We start from the raw sequence: 25,611 nt of genomic DNA on the forward strand, positions 1-25,611 counted from the left end.
GGTGCAGATCACCTCGACTCGTGGATGCGACATCCCGAAAGTGTAAAGAATGCTTGACATCATGTCGTAGATGCTTGACACTGAATGTCGAGCATTCTTGACATCCGGGAGGAAACCGTGTCATACGAGGAGAAGGGCACGTGGGTGTTCCTCGTGGTCGCGATCACGGGCTACGGCGTCTACCTCGCCCTCGTGCTGCCGCAGCTCGCGGCCGGCACCGCGATCGACGACGTCGACTACGCCGGGCCGATGCTCTGGACCATCGGCGGCGCGATCGTCGCCGCGATCATCGGGCGCATCGTGCTCGAGATCGTGAGCCCGAGCGAGACCCGGTCGCCCGACGTGCGCGACCGGGAGATCGATCGGCTCGGCGACCGCGTCGGCAACTCGTTCGTCGTGATCGGCGCGCTCGCGGCGCTCGCGCTCGCGATGCTCCAGGTGCACTGGTTCTGGATCGCGAACGCGGTCTACCTCTGCTTCGTGCTCTCGGCGGTCCTCCTCAGCATCACGAAGCTCGTCGCGTACCGGAAGGGCGTGCCGACGTGGTGAAGCCCACGCGGGTCACGAACGACATCCGGTCGCTCCGGTTCCGGCACGGCGAGATGACCCAGGCCGACCTGGCCAAGCGCCTCGGCGTCACCCGCCAGACCGTCATCGCCATCGAGCAGGGCCGGTACTCGCCGTCGCTCGAGATGGCCTTCCAGATCGCGCGGGTGTTCGGGGTCCCGCTCGATGACGTCTTCCAGTACCCCGACCCAAACTCAGACCAGCAGGGAGCAGCATCATGAGAGTCGCAGCCTACGAACGGTACGGTCCGCCCGAGGTGGTCGCCGTCGCCGAACGGCCCACGCCCGAACCCGGAGCGGGGGAGGTGCGCGTCCGGGTGCACGCCGCCTCGATCGGCGCGGCCGACAGCGCGGCCCGATCGGGCACGCCGTGGTTCGCACGCCTCGCGTTCGGGCTCCGGGCGCCGAAACGGTCGGTGATGGGCTCCGACTTCGCGGGCATCGTCGACGCCATCGGGCCGGGGGTCACGCGCTTCGCCGTCGGCGACCGGGTGTTCGGCGCGACCGGCGTCGACGCGGGCGGGCACGCCGAGTTGCTCATCACTCCCGAGTCGAGTGCGATCGTGGCGCTTCCGGCCGCGGTGGACATGACGGATGCCGCGGCCATCTGCGACGGCGGCCTGACCGCGCTGCCCTTCCTCCGCGACGGGGCGCGCGTCCGCCCGGGCATGCGCGTGCTCGTCAACGGCGCGTCGGGAAGCGTCGGCGCCGCGGCCGTGCAGCTCGCGAAGCACCTGGGCGCCGAGATCACGGCCGTCTGCGGTCCGAGCCACGTCGAGCTCGTGCGCTCACTGGGTGCCGACCGGGTGATCGACTACACCCGGGAGGACTTCACGGCCGCACGCGACGCCTATGACGTGATCTTCGACGCCGTGGGCAAGAGCACCTTCCGACGCTGCCGGCGCGCGCTCTCGTCGGGAGGCACCTACCTCACGACCGTGCCGTCCTGGGCGATCATGCTCCAGCAGCTCACCTCGAAAGTGGGCAGCCGCAGGGCGGTCATCATGTTCACGGGCCTCCGCAAGGACGCCGACAAGGTCCCCGACCTGGGGGAGCTCGCCGCGCTCGCGGCATCCGGAGCGTTCCGGCCGCCGATCGAACGCGAGGTGCCGCTCGACGACATCGCCGAAGGGCACCGCATCGTCGACACCGGTCACAAGGCCGGCAGCGTGGTGGTGCGGCCCGTCGCCGCCGATTCGCGGAAGGCGGCGTCATGAAGGCGATCGTCCAGCACCGCTACGGCGGGCCCGAGGTGCTCGCGCTCGCCGAGGTGGCGGCGCCGGTGCCGGCCGGCGGCGAGGTGCTCATCCGGGTGCGCGCCGTCGGCGTGAGCGCCGGCGACGACTTCGTGATGCGCGGCGAGCCCCGGGCGGTTCGCCTCGCGTTCGGGCTCCGGCGGCCGAAGCAGCCGACCATCGGGCGGGATGTCGCGGGCGAGGTCGCCGCCATCGGGGCAGGGGTCACCCGCTTCCGCATCGGCGACCCCGTGTACGCCGAGTCCGACCAGGGCGGGTACGCGGAGTTCGTCGCCGTGCACGAGGACTTCGTGGCGGTGCGACCCGCCACCGTCGATGCCGTGCATGCGGCGGCGGTGCCGGTGTCGGGCACCACGGCACTGCAGGGCCTGCGGCTGGCCCGGGTGACGCCGGGGCATCACGTGCTCGTGAACGGCGCCTCGGGCGGCGTCGGCGGGTTCGCCGTGCAGCTCGCCAAGGCCATGGGCGCCGAGGTCACGGGCGTCTGCCGCGGGTCGAAGGCCGAGCACGTGCGTGCCATCGGCGCCGACCACGTGATCGACCACACCACCGAGGACTTCACGGCCGACGGGCCCAGGTACGACGTGATCATCGACCTCGTCGCCGACCACCCGCTCGGGCGCCTCCGCCGGGCGCTCGCGCCGGGCGGCACGCTCGTGCTGTCGTCGGGGAAGGGCGGGAAGGTGTTCGGCCCGATGGGTCGCATGCTCCGCGCATCGGTCCTCTCGCCGTTCGTGTCGCAGCGACTTCGGTCGCTCGCCGCGCGACGCAACGGCGACGATCTCGCCGAGCTCGCGCGCCGCATCGACGCGGGCGAGGTGCGCCCCGTCGTCGACGAGGTGTTCCCGCTCGAGCGCGCCGCCGACGCGCTCACCCGGTTCGAGTCGGGCACCGTGCGCGGCAAGCTCGTGCTCGAGGTGTGAGGTCGTGCGGCCCGGCGCCGAACCTCGCCCGCATGTCACCCGATGAGCACGGCGCCGTAGGCCAGCGCCGCGACGAGCGCCCACGACGTGAGTCCGACCACGAGCGCCCGCCACCCGGTGCGCGCGAGTTCGGCGAACCGGATCGAGGCGCCGAGCGCGAACAGCGCGGTCGCGAGCAGCGCCGTCTGCACGAGGTCGGCACCTGCCAGCACCGGCTCGGGCAGCGGAACGAACGTGTTGAGCAGCACCGCGGCGAGGAAGCCCGCGACGAACAGCGGCACGATCGCGGGTCGCGGCCCGGTCGGCTCGATCGCGCGCCGACGCTCGACCGCGGCAGTGATCGCCACCATGGGGGCGAGCATGAGCACGCGCGTGAGCTTCACCACGACCGCCACCGCGAGCGCCGCCGAGCCCGCGAGCTGGGCGGTCGCCACGACCTGTCCCACATCGTGCACGCCCGCACCGACCCAGTGCCCGAATCCCGTGGTCGAGAGACCGAGGGGATGCCACAGCGCGGGCAGCACGGCGATGGCGAGCGTGCCGCACAGCGTCACGAGCGCGACCGGTACCGCCTGCTCCTCGTCGCGGGCCCGCACGGTGGCCGCCATCGCGCCGATCGCGGACGCGCCGCAGATCGCGAATCCGCTTGCGACGAGCACGGGCTGGTGCCCCGGCAGTCCGAGCGCCCGCCCGAGCCCGATCGTGCCCACGAACGTCACGACGACCACCGCGACCGTGGTGAGGATCGACACCCAGCCGAGCGTGGCGATGTCGACCAGGCTCAGCTTCAGCCCGAGCAGCACGATGCCGAGCCGCAGCAGCCGCCGCGCCGCGACGCGGAGTCCCGGCGCGAGTCCACCCGCGAGCGCGGGCCGGAGCGCGGGCACCTGCCCCACCACGATGCCGAGCGCGACCGCCGCAGTGAGGATGGGCACCGCCGGAACGGCCAGGTGCACGAGCCACGCGACGAGTGCGGCGGATGCCGCGACCACGAGTCCCGGCATCCACACCGGCGGTACGGGGCGGCGTCGCGTCGCGTCATCCGATCCGGAAACGTTCGTCACGTCACCCAGGCCGGGGTCCAGAAGTGCAGCTGACGGAACTGGGGCGTCACCGGCATGGCCGACCAGATCGGGTAGTAGAACGCGGAGACGAGCAGCACGAAGCCGAGGAAGATCGCGACGGTCGCGAGGCCGCGCATCCGTCGCCACGCCGGGTCGTCGCGACCGCCGAGGATGAGCGCGATGACGGCCGTGAGCGCGAGCATCGTGTAGGGCTGGAACGCGATCGAGTAGAACTGGAACACCGTGCGGTCGAGGTACAGGAGCCACGGCAGGTACCCGGCGGCGAGGCCGATGAGGATCGCGCCCGTCTGCCACTCGCGGTGGCGCACCAGCCGGTACACGAGGTAGACGGATGCCGCGGCCGCCGCCCACCAGACGAGCGGGTTGCCGATGCCGATGATCGACTCCCAGCAGGTGTCGGCGCCGCATCCGCCCGACCCGTCCTCGGTCGCGGCGAAGTACATGTTCGTCGGCTTGAACATGATGAGCCACCACAGCGGGCTCGACTGCGACGGGTGCTCGCCGTGCACTCCGACGTGGTAGGTGTACGCCGATTCGTGGTAGTGCCAGAGGCTCTGCAGCGCGTTCGGCACGAAGGCGAGCCATCCCGTCGCCGCGTTGCCCGGTTCATCCGCCCAGTGCCGGTAGTAGCCGCCGTCGGTGACGAGCCATCCCGTCCAGGAGGCGAGGTAGACAACCAGTGCGACCGGCACGAGCAGGAGGAACGTCACCGGACCCTGTTTGAGCACGGCGGCCGTGAGCCAGAACGGCACGCCGGCCCGGCGCCGGGCCAGGGCGTCGACGACCACGAGGTAGAGGCCGAACGCTGCGAGGAACCACAGGCCCGACCACTTCACGGCGCACGCCGCGCCGAACGCGACGCCGGCGGCGACGACCCACGGACGCGTCCAGATGGCGGGCCCGTAGTGCGGATCGCGGCCCGCGGCCCGGGCCGTGGCGAGTCGCTGTTCGAGCCGGCGCCGCGCGTCCTCGCGATCGAGCAGCACGAACCAGAACCCGAGCAGCGCGAACAGCATGAGCCAGTTGTCGAGGAGGGCCACCCGCGACATCACGATCGCGTTGCCGTCGACGGCGAGCAGGAGCGCGGCGATCACCGCGACGATCGTCGACGGCCAGAGCCGCCGGGCGACCATGGCGAGCACGAACACGGCGACCGTGCCCGCGAGGGCCGTCGAGGCGCGCCACCAGAACGCGCTGTCGGCTCCGAACGCGGCCATGCCGAGCGCGATCATCCACTTGCCGAGCGGCGGATGCACCACATACGCGGGGTCGTCGCTGAAGATGTCGGTGTCGCCGCGCGCGAAGTCCTCGTCGGCGCCGTCGGGCCAGTCGGACTCGTACCCGTTGTGCAGGAGCGTCCAGGCGTCCTTCACGTAGTAGGTCTCGTCGAAGATGATCGCCTGCGGGTGGCCGAGGTTCCAGAACCGCAGCACCGCGGCGAGGAGGGTGACGAGGATCGGACCGCCCCAGTACCAGAGCACGCGCCGGCGCGGCGTGGCGAGCACCCGCGCCCACCAGTCGTCGAGGCGCGTGCCGCGGCGCTCGACGGGGCGCGGGGCTTCGCTGCCGGAATCGGGGGCGTCGTAGACGGATGCCGCGGCCTCACGCGATGCGCGCACGTCGGCGGCCCCCGGTCTCAGCACCCATGCGCCCAGCGTAATCGGACGGCGCCGGGCACCGCGGACCGGGACACGCCCCCGGACCGCGGTCCGAGACGCGCCAGGCAACCCGGCCCCGCGGCGCGACCCTGAGACACTGGGGCATGATCATCCTCGCGGCGACGCCCATCGGCAACCTCGGCGACGCGTCGGCGCGGCTGCGTGAGGCGCTCGAGCAAGCGTCGGTCGTGGCATCCGAGGACACCCGCGTCACGCAGCGCCTGCTGGCCGGGCTCGGCATCGCGAACCGCCCCCGGCTCATCGCCCTGCACGAGCACAATGAGCGGCAGAAGGCCGCCGAACTCGTCGAGCTCGCGCAGGACCGCGACCTCCTCGTGCTGAGCGATGCGGGCATGCCGACCGTGTCGGATCCGGGCTTCCCGCTCGTGCAGGCGGCTGTGGCGGCGGGCGTCGAGGTCACCGCGATCCCTGGCCCCTCGGCCGTGGTCACGGCGCTCGCCGTGTCTGGGCTGCCCACCGACCGGTTCGCGTTCGAGGGCTTCCTTCCGCGCAAGGCGGGCGAGCGTGCGCGACGCCTCGCCGAGCTCGCCGGCGATCGCCGCACCCTCGTGTTCTTCGAGAGCCCGTCGCGGCTCGCGGCCAGCCTCGCTGCCCTCGCTGATGCGTTCGGCGCCGAGCGCCCCGCCGCCGTGTGCCGCGAGCTCACGAAGCTCCACGAGGAGGTGCGCCGTGGCGGCCTGGCCGAGCTCGCCGCCTGGGCCGAGGGCGGCGTGCGCGGTGAGATCGTGGTCGTCGTCGGCGGGGCTCCCGAGAAGCGGGCGGATGCCGCGGCTGCGCTCGAGCGCGTGCTCGGGCTCGCGGCATCCGGAACTCGCCTGAAGGATGCAGCGGCGCTCGTGGCCGCCGAGACCGGCGTGGGCAAGCGCGACCTCTACGAAGCCGCACTCGCCGCCCGCCGCGCGGACTGAGGCTCCGCCCCGGGCCCCGCGTCGGCGCCCGCCGGCACGCCGCGTCGCCCTGTCGTTTCTCCCCCAAGAGGGGGACAATGGCAGTACCGCACGTCGGTGGGGAGGTGCGACATGGCGCACGCAGTGAGGTACTCCGCACACGGGGGCCCGGAGGTGCTCGAGGTCGTCGAGATGCCGACGCCCGAACCGGGCGAGGGCGAGGTGCTCGTCGAGGTGTTCGCGACCGGACTGAACCCCGTCGAGAGCTCGATCCGGCGGGGTGAGCATCCCGAGCGATGGCCCGTTGAGCTGCCGGCCACGCAGGGGCGCGACCTCGCGGGCGTGGTCGTCGCGACCGGCCCGGGCGCGTCGCGGTTCGGCCGGGGCGACGAGGTCATGGGCTTCGTCGACCACGGCGCGCAGGCGACGCACGTGCTCGTGCCCGAGGCGAACCTGCTCCCTCGCCCGCCGGCGCTTTCCTGGGAGGTCGCGGGCTCGCTGTACTCGGCGGGAACCATGGCATGGAACGCCGTCGAGGGCCTCGGGCTCGGGCCGAACGACACCGTCGTCATCACCGCGGCCGCCGGCGGGGTCGGATGCCTCGCCGCGCAGTTCGCACGCATGCGCGGCGCCACGGTCATCGGCACGAGCGCCGAGGCGCGCTTCGACTTTCTCCGCCAGTTCGGCGTGATCCCGACGGGATACGGACCGGGGCTCGCCGACCGCGTGCGGGCGCTCACGTCGCAGCCGATCAGCGCGTTCATCGACTTCCTCGGCCGCGAGGCCGCAGAGGCGAAGGCGCTCGGAGTGCCCTCGTCGCGCGTCCTCACGGTGCTCGACTGGGACGCCGTCGACGAGCACGGCGCCATACGCATCTCTGCAGGCGATGTGGTGGCGCTCGGCCGGGTCGCGGCGCTCGCGGCGGCCCGGCGCATCCGACTGCCGATCGCCGACGTGTTCTCGCTCGACTCGGTCGCCGACGCGTACCGTGCGCTCGACAAGCGGGAGGCGCCGGGCAAGATCGTGCTCGGCCTGCGCGTGGTCGACTACCACGGGCAGCGCGTGCGCGAACCCGACCTCAAGGAGCAGGACGTCACGCTCGGCGTGCTCACCCCGCACGCGCATCTGGACGTCGAGGAGGCGATCCCGTCGGCGCTCGCCGATGGGAGCGTCCGGCGGCGCCACCGCGAGGAGCACGAGCGCGAGGAGCGGGAACACGAGGCTGTGGCGCGGGCGGAGGGCGACGTACCGGCGGAGTGATCCGAGGCCCCGCGCGACCGGCGTAACGCGGCGGTCGCACCATTCGTGCGCCCATAGGATTGCACGTATGGCCGACGCCTCCTCGTTCTACATCACCACGCCCATCTTCTACGTGAACGACGTGCCCCACATCGGGCACGCGTACACGGAGGTGGCCGCCGACGTGCTCGCGCGCTGGCACCGCCAGGCGGGCGATGACACGTGGATGCTGACCGGCACCGACGAGCACGGCCAGAAGATCCTCCGCACCGCGACCGCCAACGGCGTGACGCCGAAGGAATGGGCCGACAAGCTGGTCGCCGAGGCTTGGCAGCCGCTGCTCGCGACGATCGACGTGCGGAACGACGACTTCATTCGCACGACCGACGAGCGCCACGAGCGGAACGTGCAGAAGTTCCTGCAGAAGCTCTACGACGACGGCCACATCTACACGGGCGAGTACGAGGGCTACTACTGCGTCGGCTGCGAGGAGTACAAGCAGCAGTCCGAGCTGGTCGAAGGCACGGGGGAGTACGAGGGACAGCTCGTCTGCGCCGTCCACTCCAAGCCCGTCGAACTCCTGCACGAGAAGAACTACTTCTTCCGGATGTCGGCGTTCGCAGACCGGTTGCTCGCGCTGTACGAGGAGCGCCCCGACTTCGTGCAGCCCGAGTCGGCGCGCAACGAGGTGCTCTCGTTCGTGCGGTCGGGTCTCGCCGACCTCTCGATCTCGCGGTCGACGTTCGACTGGGGCGTGGAGGTGCCGTGGGACGAGTCGCATGTCGTCTACGTGTGGTTCGACGCGTTGCTCAACTACATCACGGCCGTCGGCTACGGGCAGGACGAGGCGGAGTTCGCGCGCCGCTGGCCGGCGCAGCACCTGGTCGGCAAGGACATCCTGCGCTTCCACGCCGTGATCTGGCCCGCCATGCTCATGGCGGCAGGGCTCGAGGTGCCGCGCGGCGTGTTCGGACACGGCTGGCTCCTCGTCGGCGGCGAGAAGATGTCGAAGTCGAAGCTCACGGGCATCGCCCCCGAGCAGATCACCGAGACGTTCGGCTCCGACGCGTTCCGCTACTACTTCCTTTCGGCGATCCACTTCGGCCAGGACGGCTCGTTCTCGTGGGAGGACCTCGCTGCGCGTTACCAGGCGGAGCTCGCGAACGGATTCGGCAACCTCGCGTCGCGGGTCGTCGCCATGATCATCCGCTACTGCGACGGCTTCGTGCCGTCGGCCGCCGAACGTTCGGCCGCCGACCACGAGATCGCGGCCGTCGAGCGACGGGCGACGGATGCCTCGTGGTCGGCGATCGGGCGGCTGGCGATCCACGAGGCGATCTCGTCGACCTGGGAGCTCGTCGACGCCCTCAACGGGTACCTCACCGTCGAGGAGCCGTGGACGCTCGCGAAGGACCCGCACCAGCGCGCCCGCCTCGAGACGGTGCTCGCCACCGCGTACCACGGCCTCGGCACCCTCGCGGTGCTGCTCTCGCCGGTGCTGCCGCAGGCGACGGCGAAGCTGTGGACCGCGCTCGGCGCGTCCGGCGCCGTGCACGAGCAGCGCATCGACCGCGCCCACGAGTGGAGCGTCGGTGAGCGGGTCACGCCGCTCGAGGCGCTGTTCCCGCGCGTCGAGGTGAGTGCGTGAGGGGAGCGCAACCCGAGCACCTGCGCACGCGCGGCGACGTCGGGCGTGCGGTCGAGTACCCGCCGCTGCCCGAGCCGCTCGCGGTCGGCGTGTACGACAACCACACGCACCTCGAGATCGCCGACGGCGCGCTGCCGCTCGACGCGCACGAGCACCTCGAGCGCGCGGCATCCGTCGGCGTCCTCGGCGCCGTGCAGGTGGGCACGGATGTCGCGACCAGCCGCTGGTCGGCCGACGTCGCGGAGCGTGAGCCGCGGCTGCTCGCCGCCGTGGCGCTGCATCCCAACGAGGCGCCCGAGCTCGAGGCATCCGGAACCCTCGACGACGCCCTCGCCGCGATCGACGAGCTCGGCGCCCGGCCGCGCGTGCGCGCCATCGGCGAGACCGGGCTCGACTTCCACCGCACGGGCGACGAGGGGCGCGGCGCGCAGTTCCGCGCGTTCGAGGCGCACCTCGACATCGCGAAGCGCCACGGGCTGGCCCTGCAGATCCACGATCGCGACGCGCACGACGCGGTCGTCGAGACACTGCGCCGCGTGGGCGCGCCCGAGCGCACGGTGTTCCACTGCTTCTCGGGCGGCGAGGAGCTGGCCCGGCTCGCGGCCGCCGAGGGCTGGTACCTCTCGTTCGCCGGAAACGTCACGTTCAAGAACGCCGAGAACCTGCGTGACGCGCTCAGGGTGGCGCCGCGCGACCGGATCCTCGTCGAGACGGATGCCCCGTACCTCACGCCCGTGCCGCTCCGCGGGCGCCCGAACGCGCCCTACCTCGTGCCGCACACCGTGCGCTTCATGGCCGGGGTGCTCGGCGCCGACCTCGACGAGTTCTGCGGACAGGTCGCGTCGAACACCCTCGCCGTGTACGGGCCGTGGCATGATGACCCCGTGCGGGGGGCAGCGGGGTGAATGCGCATCGGCATGCGGCCGAGGGCGGCGACAGCACGCCTCGCCTGCTCGGGCCCGCCGAGATCCGCGACCTCGCCGCGTTGCTCGACGTCACGCCGACCAAGCGGCTCGGCCAGAACTTCGTGCACGACGCCAACACGGTCAGGCGCATCGTGCAGACCGCCGGCGTGCAGCGCGGCGAGACAGTGCTCGAGATCGGCCCCGGCCTGGGATCGCTGACGCTCGGGCTGCTCGAGGCGGGGGCATCCGTCACCGCCGTCGAGATCGACCGTCGGCTCGCCGAGCAGCTGCCGCATACGGTGCGTGTCATGCAGCCCGGCACGCAGCTCACGGTCGTGTGCGACGATGCGCTGCGCGTCACCGCACTGCCTGGCGAAGCGCCCTCGCGGCTCGTCGCGAACCTGCCGTACAACGTGTCGGTGCCCGTGCTGCTGCACCTGCTCGAGCACTTCCCGTCGCTGACGTCGGGCATCGTCATGGTGCAGGCGGAGGTCGGCCACCGGCTCGCCGCCGAGGCCGGGTCGAAGGTGTACGGCGCGCCGAGCGTGAAGGCCGCGTGGTACGGCACGTGGCGGATCGCCGGACAGGTCTCGCGCATGGTGTTCTGGCCGGTGCCGAACGTCGACTCGGTGCTCGTCGGGTTCGAGCGTGGCGTGGAGCCGGGAACCGAGGCCGAGCGGCGGGCGACCTTCGCGATCGTCGATGCCGCGTTCCAGCAGCGCCGCAAGATGCTGCGCCAGTCGCTGTCGGCCGTGCTCGGCGGGTCGTCGGCGACGGCGACGGCCGTGCTCGGGCGAGCCGGCGTCGATCCGCAGTCGCGCGGTGAGCAACTGCAGGTCGGCGACTTCCTGGCGATCGCGCGGGCCGCGGCCGCGCCCGTCGGAGCATGAACGCGTCGCCGACCCCGCCTGTCCTTCCTCGTCGCGGGCGCGCGCACTAACGTGGTCGCATGGGCACGTCGGTCGAGGGCAGCACCGAGGGCGTCGGCGACGGCGCCGTGCTCGGCGCCACGGGACGCGAGCGATCCGAGTGGTTCGCGCTGCTCGACCGGGCCGACGCGGCCACCTGGCGGCACAAGGACATCGCCGCGTGGCTCTCGGGTGAGCAGGGCGTCGACGCGTGGTGGGCGCAGCACCTCACCGTCGCGTACGAGCAGGCCCGCGGCATCCGCGAGCCCGGCCAGCGGCAGGACGGCACGTTCGAGGCGAGCGTGAGCCGCACCGTCGCGCTCGACCCGGCGGACGCGCTGCAGGCGCTCGCCGCGGTCGTCACGGCGGAGCTGGGCGTCGAGCCGCTCGCCCTCAACCTCACGGCGAAGCATCCGACCGCCCGATTCCCGCTCGACAGCGGCGAGTTCGTGCTGGCGAGCGCGAGCCCGCTCGGCGACGGCCGCTCGTCGATCGGACTGACGTGGGGCAGGATGACCGACGGCACGCGCCTCGCCGAGGTCAAGGGCGAGCTGCGCGAGTGGCTGCGGGCGGTCGGTTGACCGAGGACCACCCGGTGCCGTGGGATAGCGTGGCACCATGACGATCGCGGCGACCGACGAGACGGTACGCGTTCGGGCGCCCGGCAAGATCAACCTCTTCATGCGCGTCGGCGAGGTGCAGCCCGACGGGTACCACGACGTGGCCACGGCGTATCAGGCGGTGTCGCTCTACGAGGACGTGCGCGCGTGGCCCGACGACGAGTTCAGCGTCGGCTTCTCGGGCAGCGTCGACACGTCGGGGCTGCCGACGGATGCCTCGAACCTCGCGATCCGCGCGGCGAAGCTGCTCGCCCGAACGGCCGGCGTGCCGGGCGGCGTGCGCCTCGAGATCGAGAAACACGTGCCGATCGCCGGCGGCATGGGCGGGGGCTCGGCGGATGCCGCGGCCACCCTCGTGGCGTGCGACGCCATGTGGGGAACGGCGCTGTCGAAGGAGGAGCTGCACGTGCTCGCGGCGAAGCTCGGCGCGGACGTGCCGTTCGCGCTCTCGGGCGGCACGGCAATCGGCACCGGCCGCGGCGACCGGCTGAGCCCGGCACTCGCCACCGGATCGTTCCACTGGGTGCTCGCGCTCGCCGAGTTCGGCCTGTCGACGCCCGCGGTGTACGGCGAGCTCGACCGGCAGCGCGCCGACAAGACACGGCCGGTCGCGGTCGGCGCGTCGCCCGTGGTCGCCGCCTCGGTGTTGCAGGCGCTCCGCGCCGGGGACCCGCGCCGCCTCGCCGATGCGCTGCACAATGACCTCCAGCCCGCGGCGATCGCACTGGCGCCGGGGCTCGGCGGCATCCTCGAGCTCGGCGAGGCGCACGGCGCGCTCGCCGGGATCGTGTCGGGATCGGGGCCCACGATGGCCTTCCTCGCCGAGGACGCGAGCTCGGCGATCGACCTGCAGGTGGCGCTGTCGGCGGCCCGTCTCAACGCCGTGCACGTGCACGGCCCCGTGCACGGCGCACGGATCACGTACGCCTGAGGGCGCGTTCTCGGGTTGGAGGCCCGCGCGACTGCCGGGTCCGGGGTCGTGCGCCACACGCCTTCACGGTTCACGAGTTGATGTCGCCTGCACCGCTCGGCGATGCATCCGGTGCAGTCGGCCTCGACTCGCGGCCCAGCCGTACACGCCCTGTGGACGGCTTCACGTGCGCTACCGCGGTCCGGTGCACCCTGATCGGGTGTCTCGATCGCGCGAACTGCCGTGGAGTCTCCGCACCGTGAAGTCGTTCACCCGCCGCGAAGCGGACAAGCGAGGGGTGCACTGGCGACGACTCGCCGCCGATGATCTCGAGCGTCCGTTCCACGGCGTCCGTCGCCTCGCCGGTTCCGATCAATCCGTGCGCGAGCTCGCCGAGGCCTATGCCAAGCGGATGCCGAAGCGGCAGGTGTTCAGCCACGAGACGGCGGCCGCGCTGTGGGGCATGCCGTTGCCGGCGTCCGAGGGGATGCCAACGGTCTCGCCAGCTCCGGCCGCCGGCGATTCGCCGGCGGCCGAGCCGGCCCCGTCGGATACGGCGCTCCGGATCACCGAACCGCCGTCGTCCGACGGAGTCGTCAAGCCCGCGCCGCGGCTCCACGTCTCGGTGCCGCGAGGCTCGGCACCTCCGACGGCTCGCGGAGTCGTCGGCCACGTCCTGAGGTTCGAGCGACTCACGATCTACGTCCACGGCGGGCTGCGGGTCGTCGATCCCGCGAGCGCGTGGGTGCAGTGTGCTGCCCGACTGTCACTCGATGACCTCGCCGCCGCCGCCGATTTCCTCCTCACCGGCACGCAGCCCCTCGACGGTCGCGCGCCGCGCTGCACGCGCGATGATCTCGCGGCGGCAATCGAGCGGCATGCCGGATGCCGCGGGGCCACCCTCCTGCGCCAGGCGCTCGAGCTGGCGCGCTCGGGTCCGCTGTCGCGGCGGGAGTCGCTGCTCCGGCTCGACCTCCTGCGAGGCGGCCTTCCGGAGCCCGAGTGCAACCACCGTGTGCTCGGTCCTGACGGATCGCTCGTCGCCATGATCGATCTGGCGTATCCGTCGTACCGGGTCGGACTGGAGTACCAGAGCGATCTGCATCGCCCCGCGGCGGCGTTCCGCCGAGACATCGGCCGTCTCGAGCGCCTCAGCGACGTGGACTGGATGATCGTCCAGGTGACCTCGGACGACGTGAGTGCCGACGGAGCGGTGCGCAACTCCGCGGCCCTGCAGGAGCGCGTGGCACGTCGCCTCCGGGCACGCGGCTGGCGACCGGGCACGAGCTGAGGCGATCCACACCGGCTGAACAGGCGAGCGGTGCAGATGGCATCGACTCGAGCGTCACGCTGGCGTCGAGCAGCTGACGCGGCTCCGCGCGGCTCGCGCGCGGTGGGCCGGCAGCCACGGCGCGCGACTCGCGGGCGGCGGGCCGGGCACGAGTTGTGGCGATCCGCACCGGCTGAGGCGGCGAGCGGTGCAGATGGCNCGGCCCGGGGGCCGGGGCGAGCGCAGCGGTGGGGGCACGCGGCGCGCGGGCGTTGCGCGGTTGCGCGCGCGGCGCGGCGCGCGGCAGTCGCCCGCGGGCGCGGCGGCTAGGGTTGAGCGCGACATGGCACACCTCCTCGGCGCCGAGCGCCTGCACCTCGAGTTCCCGACTCGCGTCGTCTTCGACGAGGTCACCCTCGGCATCGACGAGGGCGATCGCATCGGCGTCGTCGGCCGCAACGGCGACGGCAAGTCGACGCTGCTGAAGCTGCTCGCGGGTCGCCTCGAGCCCGACGGCGGGCGGGTCACGCGCCGTCGTGGCATCCGGATCGGCATGCTCGACCAGGCCGACGTCGTCGATCCCGGCAAGACGGTCGCCGAGTCGGTCGTCGGCGGCATCGCGGAGCACGTGTGGGCGGGCGATGCGAAGGTTCGCGACGTCATCGCCGGGCTGCTCGCGGATGTCCCGTGGCACGCGCACATCGCCGCGCTCTCGGGCGGGCAGCGTCGTCGCGCGGGACTTGCGGCGCTGCTCGTGGGCGACTGGGACGTCGTGTTCCTCGACGAGCCCACCAACCACCTCGATGTCGAGGGCATCGCCTGGCTGGCGCGCCACCTGAAGGGCCGGTGGGCGTCGGATGCAGGTGCGCTCGTCGTCGTGACGCACGACCGGTGGTTCCTCGACGAGGTGTGCACCGGCACGTGGGAGGTGCACGACGGCATCGTCGAGCCGTTCGAGGGCGGGTACGCGGCGTACGTGCTGCAGCGCGTCGAGCGGGACCGAATGGCCGCGGCATCCGAGGCGAAACGGCAGAACCTCATGCGCAAGGAGCTCGCGTGGCTCCGCCGCGGCGCTCCTGCCCGCACGTCGAAGCCGAAGTTCCGCATCGAGGCGGCGAACCAGCTCATCGGGAACGAGCCGCCGGTTCGCAACCCGGTCGAGCTCAACCGGCTCGCGGTGTCGCGGCTCGGCAGGGATGTCGTCGACCTGCTCGACGTGTCGGTGGTCTATCCGGTGGTGGATGCCGCTGCCGGCGCCCCGGCCGAGCACATGGTGCTCCACGGCGTCGAGTGGCGCATCGCGCCGGGGGAGCGCACGGGGATCCTCGGCGTCAACGGCGCGGGCAAGTCGACGCTCCTCGGCCTCGTTACGGGTGCCGTGCAGCCGACCACCGGACGCGTGAAGCGCGGCAAGACCGTGAAGATCGCGACGCTGAGCCAGGAGCTCGCCGAGCTCGCCGAGTGGGCCGACGAGCGGGTGAGCGCCGTCGTCGCCGAGCAGCGGAGCGCATACCGGGTCGGCCAGGGCTCCAAGGCGGTCGAGCTCACGCCGGGGCAACTGCTCGAGCGTTTGGGCTTCACGAGCTCGCAGCTCTCGACGCCGGTGAAGAACCTCTCGGGCGGCCAGAAGCGCCGGCTGCAGCTGCTGCTCATCCTGCTGCAGGAGCCCAACGTGCTCATCCTCGACGAGCCCACCAACGACCTCGACACCGACATGCTCGCCGCGATCGAGGACCTCCTCGACTCGTGGCCCGGCACCCTCCTCGTGGTCAGCCACGACCGATACCTCATCGAGCGCGTCACCGACCGGCAGTTCGCCATCCTCGACGGGCACCTGCGCGACCTGCCGCGCGGCGTGGACCAGTACCTGGAGCTGCGCCGGCAGCAGGCGGATGCCGCGCGGCCGGCGGACTCGGGGCGGCCGGGTTTCGAGACGCCCGCTGTGCGGACTCCACAGCCGGAGCCGGCTGCGCCGACGCTCACCGGCGCCGAGCGCCGGACGGCGGAGAAGGAGCTGTCGTCGATCGACCGCCGACTCGACAAGCTCGCGGCCGAGGTCGCCCGGCTGCACGAGCGCCTCGCGGTGCACGACCAGAGCGACTACGCGGGCCTCGCCGTGCTGGGCGACGGACTGCAGCAGCTCGAGGCATCCGTCGCCGAGCTGGAGACACGCTGGCTCGAAGTGTCCGAGGCGATCGAAGGATGACGCCGCAGGTGCTGTGAGGGCCGGGCGGGGTCCGCGCGGCACGAACCCCGGGGGTCGCGGCGCTCGCGTATCACCGGCGGCGGACGGCGGCGTGAGACGGCGGCACTTGTCCTCCTCACCATCGCGGCACGCCGGTCGGTCCACATCTCGGATGGCCGGATGCCCGCGGCCGGCGCTGTCGGGCAACCATCGTCGGCATGACCCGAATCGACGCCGACGAGGCCGCCCACCTGCCGATCACGACCGACCACGACGTGGAGGAGCGCGTCGCGGGCCTCCTGCAGCACGCGGTCAGGCGTCAGTGGTGGACGCTCTACCTGGATGCCGACGACGTGCAGATGCCGCTCATCATGCCGATGGCCGGGTACCCCGATCGACCCGACGAGCCGGGCGGCGACGAGGGAACGGCCGCCCAACTGCTCGCCGACCGTCTCTCGGTCATCGTGAGGGAGGTCGGGGCGGCGAAGGTGGTGTTCGTGTGGGAACGACCTGGGCGCGCCGAGACGACGCCGGCCGATCGCGAGTGGGCGGGCGCCCTCGCGGCCGCATGCCGTGCCGAGGGCGTCGTCGTTCGAGCGCAGCTCATCCTCCACGACCGCGGGGTCCGCTGGCTCGCACCCGACGACTACGCGTGACCGGTGGAGGGCACGGCCTCGAACCGCGGCCCGCCTCAGTCGAATCCGAGGCTCAGCTTCCGCAGCAGTCCCGAAAGCCGCTTCTGCTCCGCCGCGGGCAGCTCCGCGAGGAGCTCAGCCTCGGCGTCGACGAGCCGTGTGATCGCGGCATCCACGCGCGTGAGGCCGGCGGGGGTCATCTCGACCAGGATGCCGCGGCCGTCGTGCGGGTCGGTCTGGCGGGTGACGAGGCCGCGATCGACGAGCCGGTCGATGCGGTTCGTCATGGTGCCGCTCGAGACCAGCGTCTGCTGCAGCAGCTGCTTGGGCGAAAGCCGATAGGGAGCACCCGCACGCCGCAGGGCCGAGAGCACGTCGAACTCGCTCGACTCGAGCTCCGAGCGCGTGAACGCCTGCCGACGCGCGCGATCGAGGTGCTTCGACAGGCGCGCGACGCGCGACAGCACCTGCAGGGGCGCGAAGTCGAGGTCGGGGCGCTCGCGCTCCCAGTCGCGCACGATCCGGTCGACCTCGTCAGCTTCCGTCATCCCGCCATTATCCCGTCGCATGATGGGCGGATGCCCCCGTGGCGGCGGGCAGTGGGCGCGAGTCGCGAGGTCGCTCGCGGGCGAGCGGAAGCCCCGGGCACCCCCATGCGCCATGGCAGACTGGTTGGCGCGCAGGGCCCCACCCCTCGCGGTCCGCCATGGTGTAACGGCAGCACGACAGCCTTTGGAGCTGTGAGGACCAGGTTCGAATCCTGGTGGCGGAGCATGGATCAACAACTCGCCATCATCGTCCTCGCCGCCGGGCAAGGCACGCGCATGAAGTCGGCCACCCCGAAGCTCCTGCACCCGCTCGCCGGGTCGCCGATCGTCTCGCACGTGCTCCGCACCGCGCAGGCGCTCGACGCCGCGCACGTCATCGCGGTCGTGCGCCACGAGCGCGACCGGGTCGCCGCGGAGGTCGAGGCCACGCTCCCCGGCTGCGTCGTCGTCGACCAGGACGAGATCCCCGGCACCGGCCGAGCGGTCGAGCAGGCGCTCGCCGCGCTCCCCGCCGACTTCAAGGGCGAGGTGCTCGTGCTGAACGGCGACGTGCCGCTCCTCGATGCCGGAACCCTCGCCGCCTTCCTCGAGCAGCACCGCGGCCACGCCGCGCAGGCATCCGTGCTCTCGGCCGTCTACGACGACCCGAGCGGCTACGGGCGCATCGTGCGCGACGAGCGTGGCGCGTTCCACCGCATCGTCGAGCAGAAGGACGCGACCGACGACGAGCGTGGCATCGCCGAGATCAACGCGGGCATCTACGCCTTCGGCGCCGGTGCGCTGCGCGACCAGCTCGCCAACCTCACGACCGACAATGCGCAGGGCGAGAAGTACCTGACCGACGTCATCCAGCACCTGCGCGAGGCGGGCAGCGAGGTCGAGGCGGTGCCCGTGGTGCAGCCGTGGCTCGTCGCGGGCATCAACGACCGCGCGCAGCTGTCCGAGACCGCCGCGCGACTCAACGCGCTCATCGTGCGCGGGTGGCAGCTGAACGGCGTCACCATCGAGGACCCGGCCACCACGTGGATCGACCTAGACGTGAAGATCGAACCCGACGTGACCATCCGCCCGGGCACGCAGCTGAAGGGGGCCACGGTCATCGCGACCGGCGCCGTCGTCGGCCCCGACACGACCCTCGTCGACAGCGAGGTCGGCGCGAACGCCGAGGTGAAGCGCACGGATGCCACGTTGTCGGTCATCGGGGCGGGGGCATCCGTCGGTCCATTCGCCTTCCTCCGACCGGGCACCGTGCTCGGTGCCGACGGCAAGATCGGCACGTTCGTCGAGACGAAGAACGCGAGGATCGGCACCGGCAGCAAGGTGCCGCACCTCACCTACGTGGGCGACGCGACGATCGGGGAGGACTCGAACATCGGCGCAGGCTCGATCTTCGCCAACTACGACGGCGTGCGGAAGCACCACTCCGACGTCGGCTCGCACGTGAAGACCGGCGCGCACGGCGTGTTCGTCGCGCCCGTTAGGATTGGCGACGGGGCCTACACGGGCGCCGGCACCGTCGTCCGCCACGACATCCCCGCGGGCGCGCTCGGCGTGAACGTGGCACCCCAACGCAACATCGAGGGATGGGTCCGGAAGCACCGGTCCGGCACCGCGGCGGCACAGGCAGCCGAGGTCGCCGAAGCGGCATCCGGTCCCGTCGAAGACTGACGCACCGGTCGAGGCTGGTGGAGAGGACAGGCCAGATGGCTGGAATCGAGACCACCGGATCGAAGCGGCTCGTGCTCGTGAGTGGACGGGCCCACCCCGAGCTCGCCGAGCAGATCGCGGCGGAACTCGGCACCGAGCTCATGCCCACCGACGCGCGCACGTTCGCGAATGGCGAGCTCTACGCCCGCTACGACGAGAGCGTGCGCGGCACCGATGCCTTCGTCATCCAGTCGCACGCCACGCCGATCAACGAGTGGCTCATGGAGCAGCTCATCATGGTCGATGCGCTGAAGCGCGCCTCCGCGAAGCGCATCACGGTGGTCTCGCCGTTCTACCCGTACGCCCGCCAGGACAAGAAGGGCCGCGGCCGTGAGCCGATCTCGGCACGGCTGGTGGCCGACCTCTACAAGGCCGCCGGTGCCGACCGCATCATGTCGATCGACCTGCACGCCGCGCAGATCCAGGGCTTCTTCGACGGGCCCGTCGACCACCTGTTCGCCATGCCCGTGCTGCTCGAGCACTTCCGCCAGCTCCTCGACCCGCAGACCCTCACGGTCGTCTCGCCCGACATGGGCCGCGTGCGCGTCGCCGACATCTGGAGCGACAAGCTCGGCGCACCGCTCGCGATCATCCACAAGCGACGCGACCCGCTGGTGCCCAACGAGGTGTCGGTGCACGAGATCGTCGGCACCGTCGAGGGGCGCGTGTGCCTCATCGTCGACGACCTCATCGACACCGGCCGCACCATCGTGAAGGCCGCCGAGGCGCTCAAGGCCAACGGCGCGATCGGCGTCGTGGTCGCCGCGACGCACGCCGTGCTCTCGACACCGGCGGTCGACATCCTGCAGGACGAGTCGATCGACCGCGTCGTCGTCACCGACACCCTGCCCGTCCCCGAGTCCAAACGTTGGGACCGCCTCACGGTGCTGCCCATCGCCCCACTCCTCGCGCGCGCGATCCGCGAGGTCTTCGAGGACGGCTCGGTCACGAGCATGTTCGACGGCGCGGCCTGAGGCGACCATGGCCATCACGACCCCGCGACCCTGGCTCTCGAGCTACGCCGACGGCGTGCCCCATGACATCGAACCCCAGCAGGGCTCGCTCTACGACCTCCTGCACGGCTCCGTCGAGCAGTACGGCCAGAACGTCGCGCTCGAGTTCTTCGGCGCCACCACCACCTACGCGGAACTCGGCGCACAGGTGGAGCGTGCCGCCGAAGGGCTGCGCCTCCTCGGCGTGCAGAAGGGCGACCCCGTCGCCATCGTGCTCCCGAACTGCCCGCAGCACGTCGTCGCGTTCTACGCGGTGCTGCGCCTGGGCGCCATCGTCGTCGAGCACAACCCGCTCTACACCCCGCGCGAGTTGCGCCACCAGTTCGAGGACCACGGCGCCCGCCTCGTGATCGCGTGGGACAAGGTGGTCGACTCCATCCAGGCCCTCCCCGCAGACCTCGCGGTGCGGCACATCGTCTCGGTCGACCTCACCCGCGCCATGCCCCTCGTCACGCGTGCCCTGCTCCGGCTGCCCGTGGCCACGGCGCGCGAGTCGAGGTCGGCGCTCACCACGAAGGTGCGCGGCACCATGCCGTGGCAGCGGCTCGTGGCATCCGACCCCATCGAGCCGCACATCATCGCGCCCGGACCTGACGACGTCGCGGTCATCCAGTACACGAGCGGCACCACCGGGAACCCCAAGGGGGCCGTGCTGTCGCACGCGAACCTCGGCGTGAACGCCGCGCAGGCGAGGGCGTGGGTGCCCCAGGTCGAGCGCGGCACGTCGGTCGTGTACGCCGTGCTGCCGATGTTCCACGCCTACGGGCTGACGCTCTGCCTGACCTTCGCCATGAGCATGGGATCGCGACTCGTCCTGTTCCCCAGGTTCGACCCCGAGCTCGTGCTGAAGGTCGTGAAGCAGCACCCGCCGACGTTCCTGCCGGCCGTGCCGCCCATCTACGATCGCCTCACGAAGGCCGCCGCCGAGGCGGGCGTCTCGCTCCGGGGCATCCGGATCGCCATCTCGGGCGCCATGCCGCTCTCGGCCGACGTGGTCGAGCCGTGGGAGGCCGCGACCGGCGGGTACCTCGTCGAGGGCTACGGGCTCTCGGAGTGCTCCCCGGTGCTCATGGCCAACCCGGTGTCGCCGCATCGCAGGGCGGGCACCGTCGGCCTGCCGCTGCCGTCGACCGAGGCGCGTGTCGTCGACCCCGACGCCCCGACGGTCGATCGTGAGCCCGGCACCGAGGGTGAGCTCGTCGTGCGCGGCCCGCAGGTGTTCTCGGGCTACTGGCGCAAGCCGGAGGAGACCGAGGCGGTGTTCGTCGACGACCCCGCGGGCGGCGCGCCCTGGTTCCGCACGGGCGACGTCGTCTCGATCGACGACGACGGGTTCGTGCGCATCGTCGACCGCATCAAGGAACTCATCATCACGGGCGGGTTCAACGTCGCCCCGAGCGAGGTCGAGGAGGCGATCCGCCACCACCCCGACGTGGAGGACTGCGCCGTCGTGGGCCTGCCCGACGAGCGGTCGGGCGAGGAAGTCGTCGCCGTCGTGGTACTGAAGCAGGGCGCGACCTTCGACGGCGACGCGATCCGCGAGTTCGTTCGCGACCGACTCACGCCCTACAAGGTGCCCCGCCGTGTCGTGCAGGCCGATGACCTGCCGCGCTCGCTGATCGGCAAGGTGCTGCGCCGCCAGGTGCGCAACGGCCTCCTGGCCGGGTGACCGGAAGCGTCGTGTCGTTCCTCTCCGCCGACGCCGCGCGAGCACTCGAGCGGCTTTCCGCGCTCGAGGCCGGTGAGGCGGGGGAGGCGGATGCCGCGCCGCTCGACCGGCTCCGCGGCATCCGCTCGCTCGTCGTCGCCCTCGAGGCCGACCCGGCAGCTCTGCGGGCGGTGCGCGACGCGCTCGATGCGGGCGCGACGTGGGACGAGGTGGCGGATGCTGCCGGCCTCAGCCCGTCGGCCGCGAAGTACCGCTGGGCGGGCGACGACGACGCCATCGCAATCCGCCAGGAGGCGAGCCGCAGGCGCAAGCGCGATCGCCCGTCGAGCGCTCCCACCGACCTTCCGGGACTGTCGGTCTCGGAGGCCGCCAAGCGGCTGGGGGTCACCCCGCAGGCGATCTACCAGCGCGTCAACCGTGGACTGCTGCGGGCCGCGACGGTCGAGCTGGCCGACGGACGCTCGTACAAGCGGGTGTTCCCCGACGAGGGGCCCGCGCCCGACGAGGGGCCCGCGCCTGACGAGCAGTGAACGGCGGGCTCAGGCGTCGCGCTCGTTCTCGCCGATGAACCGCGGTGCGCCCGGCAGGAGTCCGAGCTCGGCGATGAGCGTCTCGCTGCCGTTCCCGGCGACGGCGAAGCACTGCCACCCCGGGCCGCCCCATGCGAACAGGTCGAAGGCGACGCGCGCCCCCGCGGCATCCGTGTCGTAGGCGGCGACGGACACCGCGCACGCACGCTGCGCCGCCGAGTGCGCGACCCCGTACATCGAGAGCACGATCGGGAGCACGAGCGCACCGAGCGCGACCAGCACCGCGATGCGAAGCGCACGTCGGCGTCGCTCGCCGTAGACCGGCCCGTCGTCGTGCGGCTCGCCGTCGAGCTCGGGGAACCGGTCGCTCACGAGGGCATCACCAACACGGAGGCCACGCCGCCGGCGCTCGCCGCGAGCGTCGCCGCCGCGACGCCGATGAGGGCGCCGCGCGGCGGCGAGATGACGAGCCTCTCGCCCGACAGCTGTCGCCGGCGCACCGTGCCGATCGCGAAGGCCGCACCGGATGCCGCGAACAGCAGCACCCCGATCGCCACGAGCCACGGTTCGCCGGCCACGAACCCCGCGCGGATCGACAGCAGCGCATTCACCGCGATGGCGAGCGCGGTGCGCGTCCAGGCGAGCGCGGTGCGTTCGGGCTGGAGCCCCGGATCGCCCGTCGCATCGATCACGTGCGGGCGCATGCCGTCCGCCCTGGGTTCCCGTGCCGGGTCATGCGATGAGGAGCAGCACCACGAGCACCGCACTGGTCAGGAGGCACACGGCCGCGAGGGCAGGCAGCACCCAGCTGAACGGCAGCGGCCGACCCTGCCGGATCGCGATCTCGTTGGCACGCCACCTCGTGTACGACACGACGCTGAGCACCGCGGCGACCACGCCGAGCCCGGCCGAAAGCACCGTGACGACGATCCTCGGGTCGAGCTCGGTCGCGAACTGGTGCAGCAGCACGCCGCCCGCGAGGAGTGCGAGCGCCGTGCGGATCCACGCGAGGAACGTGCGCTCGTTCGCGAGGGTGAAGCGGTAGTCGGGTTCGGTGCCCTCATTCCGCCACGCCGGTTCCGGCATCTGCTCGCCCCTTCCGTTCGGCCGTCGATCGTGCGGTTCCGCCCGTCAGTGCGACGAGGGCGTCGTCTCGATCTCGGAGCGGTCGCCCGACCAGAGCGTGTGGAAGACGCCCGGCTGATCGACGCGCTGGTACGTGTGCGCGCCGAAGTAGTCGCGCTGGCCCTGGATGAGGGCGGCCGGGAGCCGCTCGGCGCGGAGGCCGTCGTAGTAGGCGAGCGACGAAGCGAAGGCGGGCGTCGGGATGCCGGCCTGCGCCGCGATGGCGGCGATGCGGCGCCAGCTCTCCTGCGCGCCGGCGACGGCGTCGCGGAAGTACGGGGCCACGACGAGCGCGACGAGCGACGGGTCCTCGGCGTACGCGTCGGCGATGCGGTTGAGGAAGCGGGCGCGGATGATGCAGCCGGCGCGCCAGATCTTCGCGATGTCGCCCTTGTGGATGTCCCAGCCGAACTGCTCTGCGCCCGCGACGATCTCGTCGAAGCCCTGCGAGTAGGCGATGATCTTCGAGGCGTAGAGCGCCCGGCGCACGTCCTCGATGAACGCGTCGGCGTCGTCGACCTTCCACTCGCCCGAGGGGCCCGGCAGGTCGGCGGCCGCCTCGCGCTGCCCGCGCTTGGACGAGAGGCTGCGGGCGAAGACGGCCTCGGCGATGCCCGACGTCGGAACGCCGAGGTCGAGCGCGTTCTGCACCGTCCACGCGCCCGTGCCCTTGGCGCCCGCCTCGTCGAGGATGACGTCGACGAGCGGCCGGCCGGTCGCGGCATCCGTCTGGCGCAGCACCTCGGCGGTGATCTCGATGAGGTAGCTCTCGAGCTCGCCGGTGTTCCACTCGGCGAAGACGTCGGCGATCTCGGCCGGGCTCCTGCCGGTGCCCTGGCGGATGAGGTCGTAGGCCTCGGCGATGAGCTGCATGTCGGCGTACTCGATGCCGTTGTGCACCATCTTCACGAAGTGGCCGGCGCCGTCGGTGCCGACGTGGGTCACGCACGGCTCGCCGTCGGGTGCCACCGCCGCGATGGTCTGCAGGATCGGGCCGAGGGTCTCGTACGATTCGGCGGCGCCGCCCGGCATGAGCGACGGGCCGTTGAGGGCGCCCTCCTCGCCGCCGGACACGCCCATGCCGACGAAATGGATGCCGGTGGGCTTGATGTCGGCCTCGCGGCGGATCGTGTCGTGGAAGTTCGCGTTGCCGCCGTCGACGATGATGTCGCCTGGCTCGAAGCGCTGCACCAGGTCGGAGATGACGGCGTCGGTGCCCGTGCCCGCCTGCACCATGATGATCGCCGTGCGCGGCTTCGCCAGCGAGGCGACGAACTCGTCGTAGCCCTCCGACGCGACGAATCCGGCCTCGGGGTGCTCGGTCACGAGGGTCTGCGTGCGCTCGGGCGAGCGGTTGAACACCGCCACGGTGTTGCCCTCGCGGCTCGCCAGGTTGCGGGCGAGGTTGGACCCCATGACCGCGAGTCCGACGACGCCGATGTTTGCAGTTCCGCTTTCAGGCACGAATGGTCTCCTCGTGAGCTTCCGGGGGTCGCCAACCAGCGTACTGTGAGCGCGGCTCACCGTTGCCTCCCGTTGCGGTGAGGGGATGCCGCGGCCGTGCCGCCAGGCGGGTGGACTAGCCTGCAACGCATGGACGCCGTTCCTTCCGCCGCACGGCCGCGCGTCGTCGTCATGGGCCCGAGCGGCGCGGGAAAGTCGGTCGTGGGCGCCGCGCTGGCCGGCCGTCTCGGTGAGCAGTTCGCCGGGCTCGACTTCGTCGACTCCGACGACCTGCACCCGTCGTCGAACGTCGCCAAGATGCGCGCCGGCCTCGCCCTCGACGATGCCGACCGGATGCCGTGGCTCGAGGCCGTCGGCCGGGCGCTCGGGGCGGGGACGGGCGGCCGGGTGGTCGCCTGCTCGGCGCTGCGGCGTGCGTACCGCGACGTGATCCGCGCCGCGTGCTCCGACGCGCAGTTCGTGGAGCTCGTCGTGCCGCCCGACGAGCTCGGTGCCCGCGTCGGAGGGCGCGCGGGACACTTCATGCCGGCGACGCTCGTCGCCGCGCAACTCGACACGCTGGAGGGCCTCGGCGACGACGAGCGAGGCGTGCGGATCGAGAACACCGGCTCGGTCGAGCGGGTCGTCGAGCGGGTGATCGCCGCGCTCCGCGACATCCGCTAAACTTGGCGACTGTACTTCGGCGAGGGATGCCTCGCAGCCGGCCTGGCGGCCGGTCGCGACATCCGTGATCGACGCGGTGGAATCCAGGCTTCACGGCTGTTCCTCACGCACTGCGCACGCGACGTGCGCGCGTTCGAGTCGAAACGACACAGACACACGATCTGGGCCGAGTGAGC

Annotated in this window: 26 protein-coding genes and 1 tRNA gene; 20 read left to right on the forward strand and 7 right to left on the reverse strand. The window is 72.1% G+C overall.

Going from position 1 to position 25,611, the window contains the following annotated elements; all coding sequences use genetic code 11:
* The first annotated feature begins 84 nt into the window (after positions 1-84).
* The 4 genes from IEX31_RS00085 to IEX31_RS00100 are packed head-to-tail and all read left to right on the forward strand — an operon-like array spanning position 85 to position 2,745.
* Positions 85-549, forward strand: coding sequence for a hypothetical protein (locus IEX31_RS00085; protein WP_229661994.1), 465 nt, complete (start codon positions 85-87; stop codon positions 547-549).
* Complete coding sequence (locus tag IEX31_RS00090) at positions 543-788, forward strand: helix-turn-helix transcriptional regulator (protein WP_188741408.1); 246 nt, start codon at positions 543-545, stop codon at positions 786-788. The genes IEX31_RS00085 and IEX31_RS00090 overlap by 7 nt, the downstream gene beginning before the upstream one ends.
* The gene (locus IEX31_RS00095) at positions 785-1,783 is read left to right on the forward strand and encodes an NAD(P)-dependent alcohol dehydrogenase (protein WP_188741409.1); all 999 of its coding nucleotides are present in this window, start codon (positions 785-787) and stop codon (positions 1,781-1,783) included. The genes IEX31_RS00090 and IEX31_RS00095 overlap by 4 nt, the downstream gene beginning before the upstream one ends.
* Complete coding sequence (locus IEX31_RS00100) at positions 1,780-2,745, forward strand: NAD(P)-dependent alcohol dehydrogenase (protein ID WP_188741410.1); 966 nt, start codon at positions 1,780-1,782, stop codon at positions 2,743-2,745. Before IEX31_RS00095 ends, IEX31_RS00100 begins: the two co-directional genes overlap by 4 nt.
* A 35-nt stretch (positions 2,746-2,780) precedes the next feature.
* Here the strand turns inward: IEX31_RS00100 and IEX31_RS00105 are convergent, their stop codons facing one another.
* Together IEX31_RS00105 and IEX31_RS00110 are read right to left on the reverse strand one after the other, a co-directional pair.
* Positions 2,781-3,749 carry a YeiH family protein gene (locus tag IEX31_RS00105; protein ID WP_188741411.1) on the reverse strand — a complete coding sequence of 323 codons (969 nt, stop codon included), beginning with the start codon at positions 3,747-3,749 and terminating at the stop codon, positions 2,781-2,783.
* A 56-nt stretch (positions 3,750-3,805) separates the two neighbouring features.
* On the reverse strand, positions 3,806-5,473 hold the full coding sequence (locus IEX31_RS00110) for a dolichyl-phosphate-mannose--protein mannosyltransferase (RefSeq protein WP_229661995.1): 1,668 nt from the start codon (positions 5,471-5,473) through the stop codon (positions 3,806-3,808).
* A gap of 119 nt (positions 5,474-5,592) precedes the next feature.
* On the opposite strand from IEX31_RS00110, the gene rsmI reads away from it, so the two are divergent.
* From rsmI to IEX31_RS00160, 10 genes are all read left to right on the forward strand, one after another.
* Positions 5,593-6,417 (forward strand): 16S rRNA (cytidine(1402)-2'-O)-methyltransferase, encoded by an 825-nt coding sequence (gene rsmI / locus IEX31_RS00115; RefSeq protein ID WP_188741412.1) that lies wholly within the window; start codon positions 5,593-5,595, stop codon positions 6,415-6,417.
* Positions 6,418-6,528: 111 nt separating this feature from the next.
* Positions 6,529-7,656, forward strand: a complete 1,128-nt coding sequence (locus tag IEX31_RS00120) for an NADP-dependent oxidoreductase (RefSeq protein ID WP_188741413.1) — start codon at positions 6,529-6,531, stop codon at positions 7,654-7,656.
* A 67-nt stretch (positions 7,657-7,723) separates the two neighbouring features.
* The gene (metG, locus tag IEX31_RS00125; RefSeq protein WP_188741414.1) at positions 7,724-9,283 is read left to right on the forward strand and encodes a methionine--tRNA ligase; all 1,560 of its coding nucleotides are present in this window, start codon (positions 7,724-7,726) and stop codon (positions 9,281-9,283) included.
* Entirely contained in the window at positions 9,280-10,188 is a 909-nt protein-coding gene (locus IEX31_RS00130; RefSeq protein WP_188741415.1) for a TatD family hydrolase, read from the forward strand. Before metG ends, IEX31_RS00130 begins: the two co-directional genes overlap by 4 nt.
* Positions 10,185-11,078, forward strand: a complete 894-nt coding sequence (gene rsmA, locus IEX31_RS00135) for a 16S rRNA (adenine(1518)-N(6)/adenine(1519)-N(6))-dimethyltransferase RsmA (RefSeq protein WP_188741416.1) — start codon at positions 10,185-10,187, stop codon at positions 11,076-11,078. Before IEX31_RS00130 ends, rsmA begins: the two co-directional genes overlap by 4 nt.
* Positions 11,079-11,137: 59 nt before the next feature.
* Positions 11,138-11,677 carry a hypothetical protein gene (locus IEX31_RS00140; RefSeq protein ID WP_188741417.1) on the forward strand — a complete coding sequence of 180 codons (540 nt, stop codon included), beginning with the start codon at positions 11,138-11,140 and terminating at the stop codon, positions 11,675-11,677.
* 37 nt (positions 11,678-11,714) lie between these two features.
* Complete coding sequence (locus IEX31_RS00145; RefSeq protein WP_188741418.1) at positions 11,715-12,647, forward strand: 4-(cytidine 5'-diphospho)-2-C-methyl-D-erythritol kinase; 933 nt, start codon at positions 11,715-11,717, stop codon at positions 12,645-12,647.
* 199 nt (positions 12,648-12,846) lie between these two features.
* Entirely contained in the window at positions 12,847-13,917 is a 1,071-nt protein-coding gene (locus IEX31_RS00150; RefSeq protein ID WP_188741419.1) for an RAD23 family protein, read from the forward strand.
* A gap of 322 nt (positions 13,918-14,239) precedes the next feature.
* Positions 14,240-16,102 carry an ABC-F family ATP-binding cassette domain-containing protein gene (locus IEX31_RS00155; protein ID WP_188741420.1) on the forward strand — a complete coding sequence of 621 codons (1,863 nt, stop codon included), beginning with the start codon at positions 14,240-14,242 and terminating at the stop codon, positions 16,100-16,102.
* Positions 16,103-16,299: 197 nt separating this feature from the next.
* Positions 16,300-16,737, forward strand: coding sequence for a hypothetical protein (locus tag IEX31_RS00160; RefSeq protein WP_188741421.1), 438 nt, complete (start codon positions 16,300-16,302; stop codon positions 16,735-16,737).
* 35 nt (positions 16,738-16,772) lie between these two features.
* On the opposite strand, the gene IEX31_RS00165 is transcribed toward IEX31_RS00160, so the two are convergent.
* On the reverse strand, positions 16,773-17,264 hold the full coding sequence (locus IEX31_RS00165; RefSeq protein WP_188741422.1) for a MarR family winged helix-turn-helix transcriptional regulator: 492 nt from the start codon (positions 17,262-17,264) through the stop codon (positions 16,773-16,775).
* Positions 17,265-17,416: 152 nt separating this feature from the next.
* Between IEX31_RS00165 and IEX31_RS00170 the strand changes: the two genes are divergently transcribed.
* The 5 genes from IEX31_RS00170 (at position 17,417) to IEX31_RS00190 (ending at position 22,183) form a co-directional block, all read left to right on the forward strand.
* Positions 17,417-17,488, forward strand: a tRNA-Gln gene (locus IEX31_RS00170).
* A 1-nt stretch (position 17,489) separates the two neighbouring features.
* The gene (gene glmU / locus IEX31_RS00175) at positions 17,490-18,932 is read left to right on the forward strand and encodes a bifunctional UDP-N-acetylglucosamine diphosphorylase/glucosamine-1-phosphate N-acetyltransferase GlmU (protein WP_188741423.1); all 1,443 of its coding nucleotides are present in this window, start codon (positions 17,490-17,492) and stop codon (positions 18,930-18,932) included.
* A gap of 35 nt (positions 18,933-18,967) precedes the next feature.
* A complete protein-coding gene (locus IEX31_RS00180; protein WP_188741424.1) occupies positions 18,968-19,945 on the forward strand; it encodes a ribose-phosphate diphosphokinase in 978 nt (325 codons plus the stop codon).
* Positions 19,946-19,952: 7 nt separating this feature from the next.
* A complete protein-coding gene (locus IEX31_RS00185) occupies positions 19,953-21,653 on the forward strand; it encodes a long-chain-fatty-acid--CoA ligase (RefSeq protein ID WP_188741425.1) in 1,701 nt (566 codons plus the stop codon).
* Positions 21,650-22,183 carry a helix-turn-helix domain-containing protein gene (locus IEX31_RS00190; RefSeq protein ID WP_188741426.1) on the forward strand — a complete coding sequence of 178 codons (534 nt, stop codon included), beginning with the start codon at positions 21,650-21,652 and terminating at the stop codon, positions 22,181-22,183. Before IEX31_RS00185 ends, IEX31_RS00190 begins: the two co-directional genes overlap by 4 nt.
* Before the next feature lie 9 nt (positions 22,184-22,192).
* Here IEX31_RS00190 and IEX31_RS00195 read toward each other — a convergent pair whose 3' ends face one another.
* From IEX31_RS00195 to gnd, 4 genes are read right to left on the reverse strand one after another with little or no spacing between them, the layout of a single operon-like run.
* Complete coding sequence (locus IEX31_RS00195) at positions 22,193-22,555, reverse strand: hypothetical protein (RefSeq protein WP_188741427.1); 363 nt, start codon at positions 22,553-22,555, stop codon at positions 22,193-22,195.
* Positions 22,552-22,887, reverse strand: a complete 336-nt coding sequence (locus IEX31_RS00200) for a DUF202 domain-containing protein (protein ID WP_188741428.1) — start codon at positions 22,885-22,887, stop codon at positions 22,552-22,554. Before IEX31_RS00200 ends, IEX31_RS00195 begins: the two co-directional genes overlap by 4 nt.
* A gap of 28 nt (positions 22,888-22,915) precedes the next feature.
* Positions 22,916-23,269, reverse strand: coding sequence for a YidH family protein (locus IEX31_RS00205; RefSeq protein ID WP_188741429.1), 354 nt, complete (start codon positions 23,267-23,269; stop codon positions 22,916-22,918).
* Between the two features lie 45 nt (positions 23,270-23,314).
* Complete coding sequence (gene gnd, locus IEX31_RS00210; protein ID WP_188741430.1) at positions 23,315-24,772, reverse strand: NADP-dependent phosphogluconate dehydrogenase; 1,458 nt, start codon at positions 24,770-24,772, stop codon at positions 23,315-23,317.
* Positions 24,773-24,901: 129 nt separating this feature from the next.
* Between gnd and IEX31_RS00215 the strand changes: the two genes are divergently transcribed.
* The gene (locus IEX31_RS00215) at positions 24,902-25,435 is read left to right on the forward strand and encodes a gluconokinase (RefSeq protein WP_188741431.1); all 534 of its coding nucleotides are present in this window, start codon (positions 24,902-24,904) and stop codon (positions 25,433-25,435) included.
* Positions 25,436-25,611: the final 176 nt, after the last annotated feature.

Origin of the sequence: Agromyces bauzanensis (assembly GCF_014645655.1) — a bacterium.
In the GTDB taxonomy this organism is placed as follows: Bacteria; Actinomycetota; Actinomycetes; order Actinomycetales; family Microbacteriaceae; genus Agromyces; species Agromyces bauzanensis.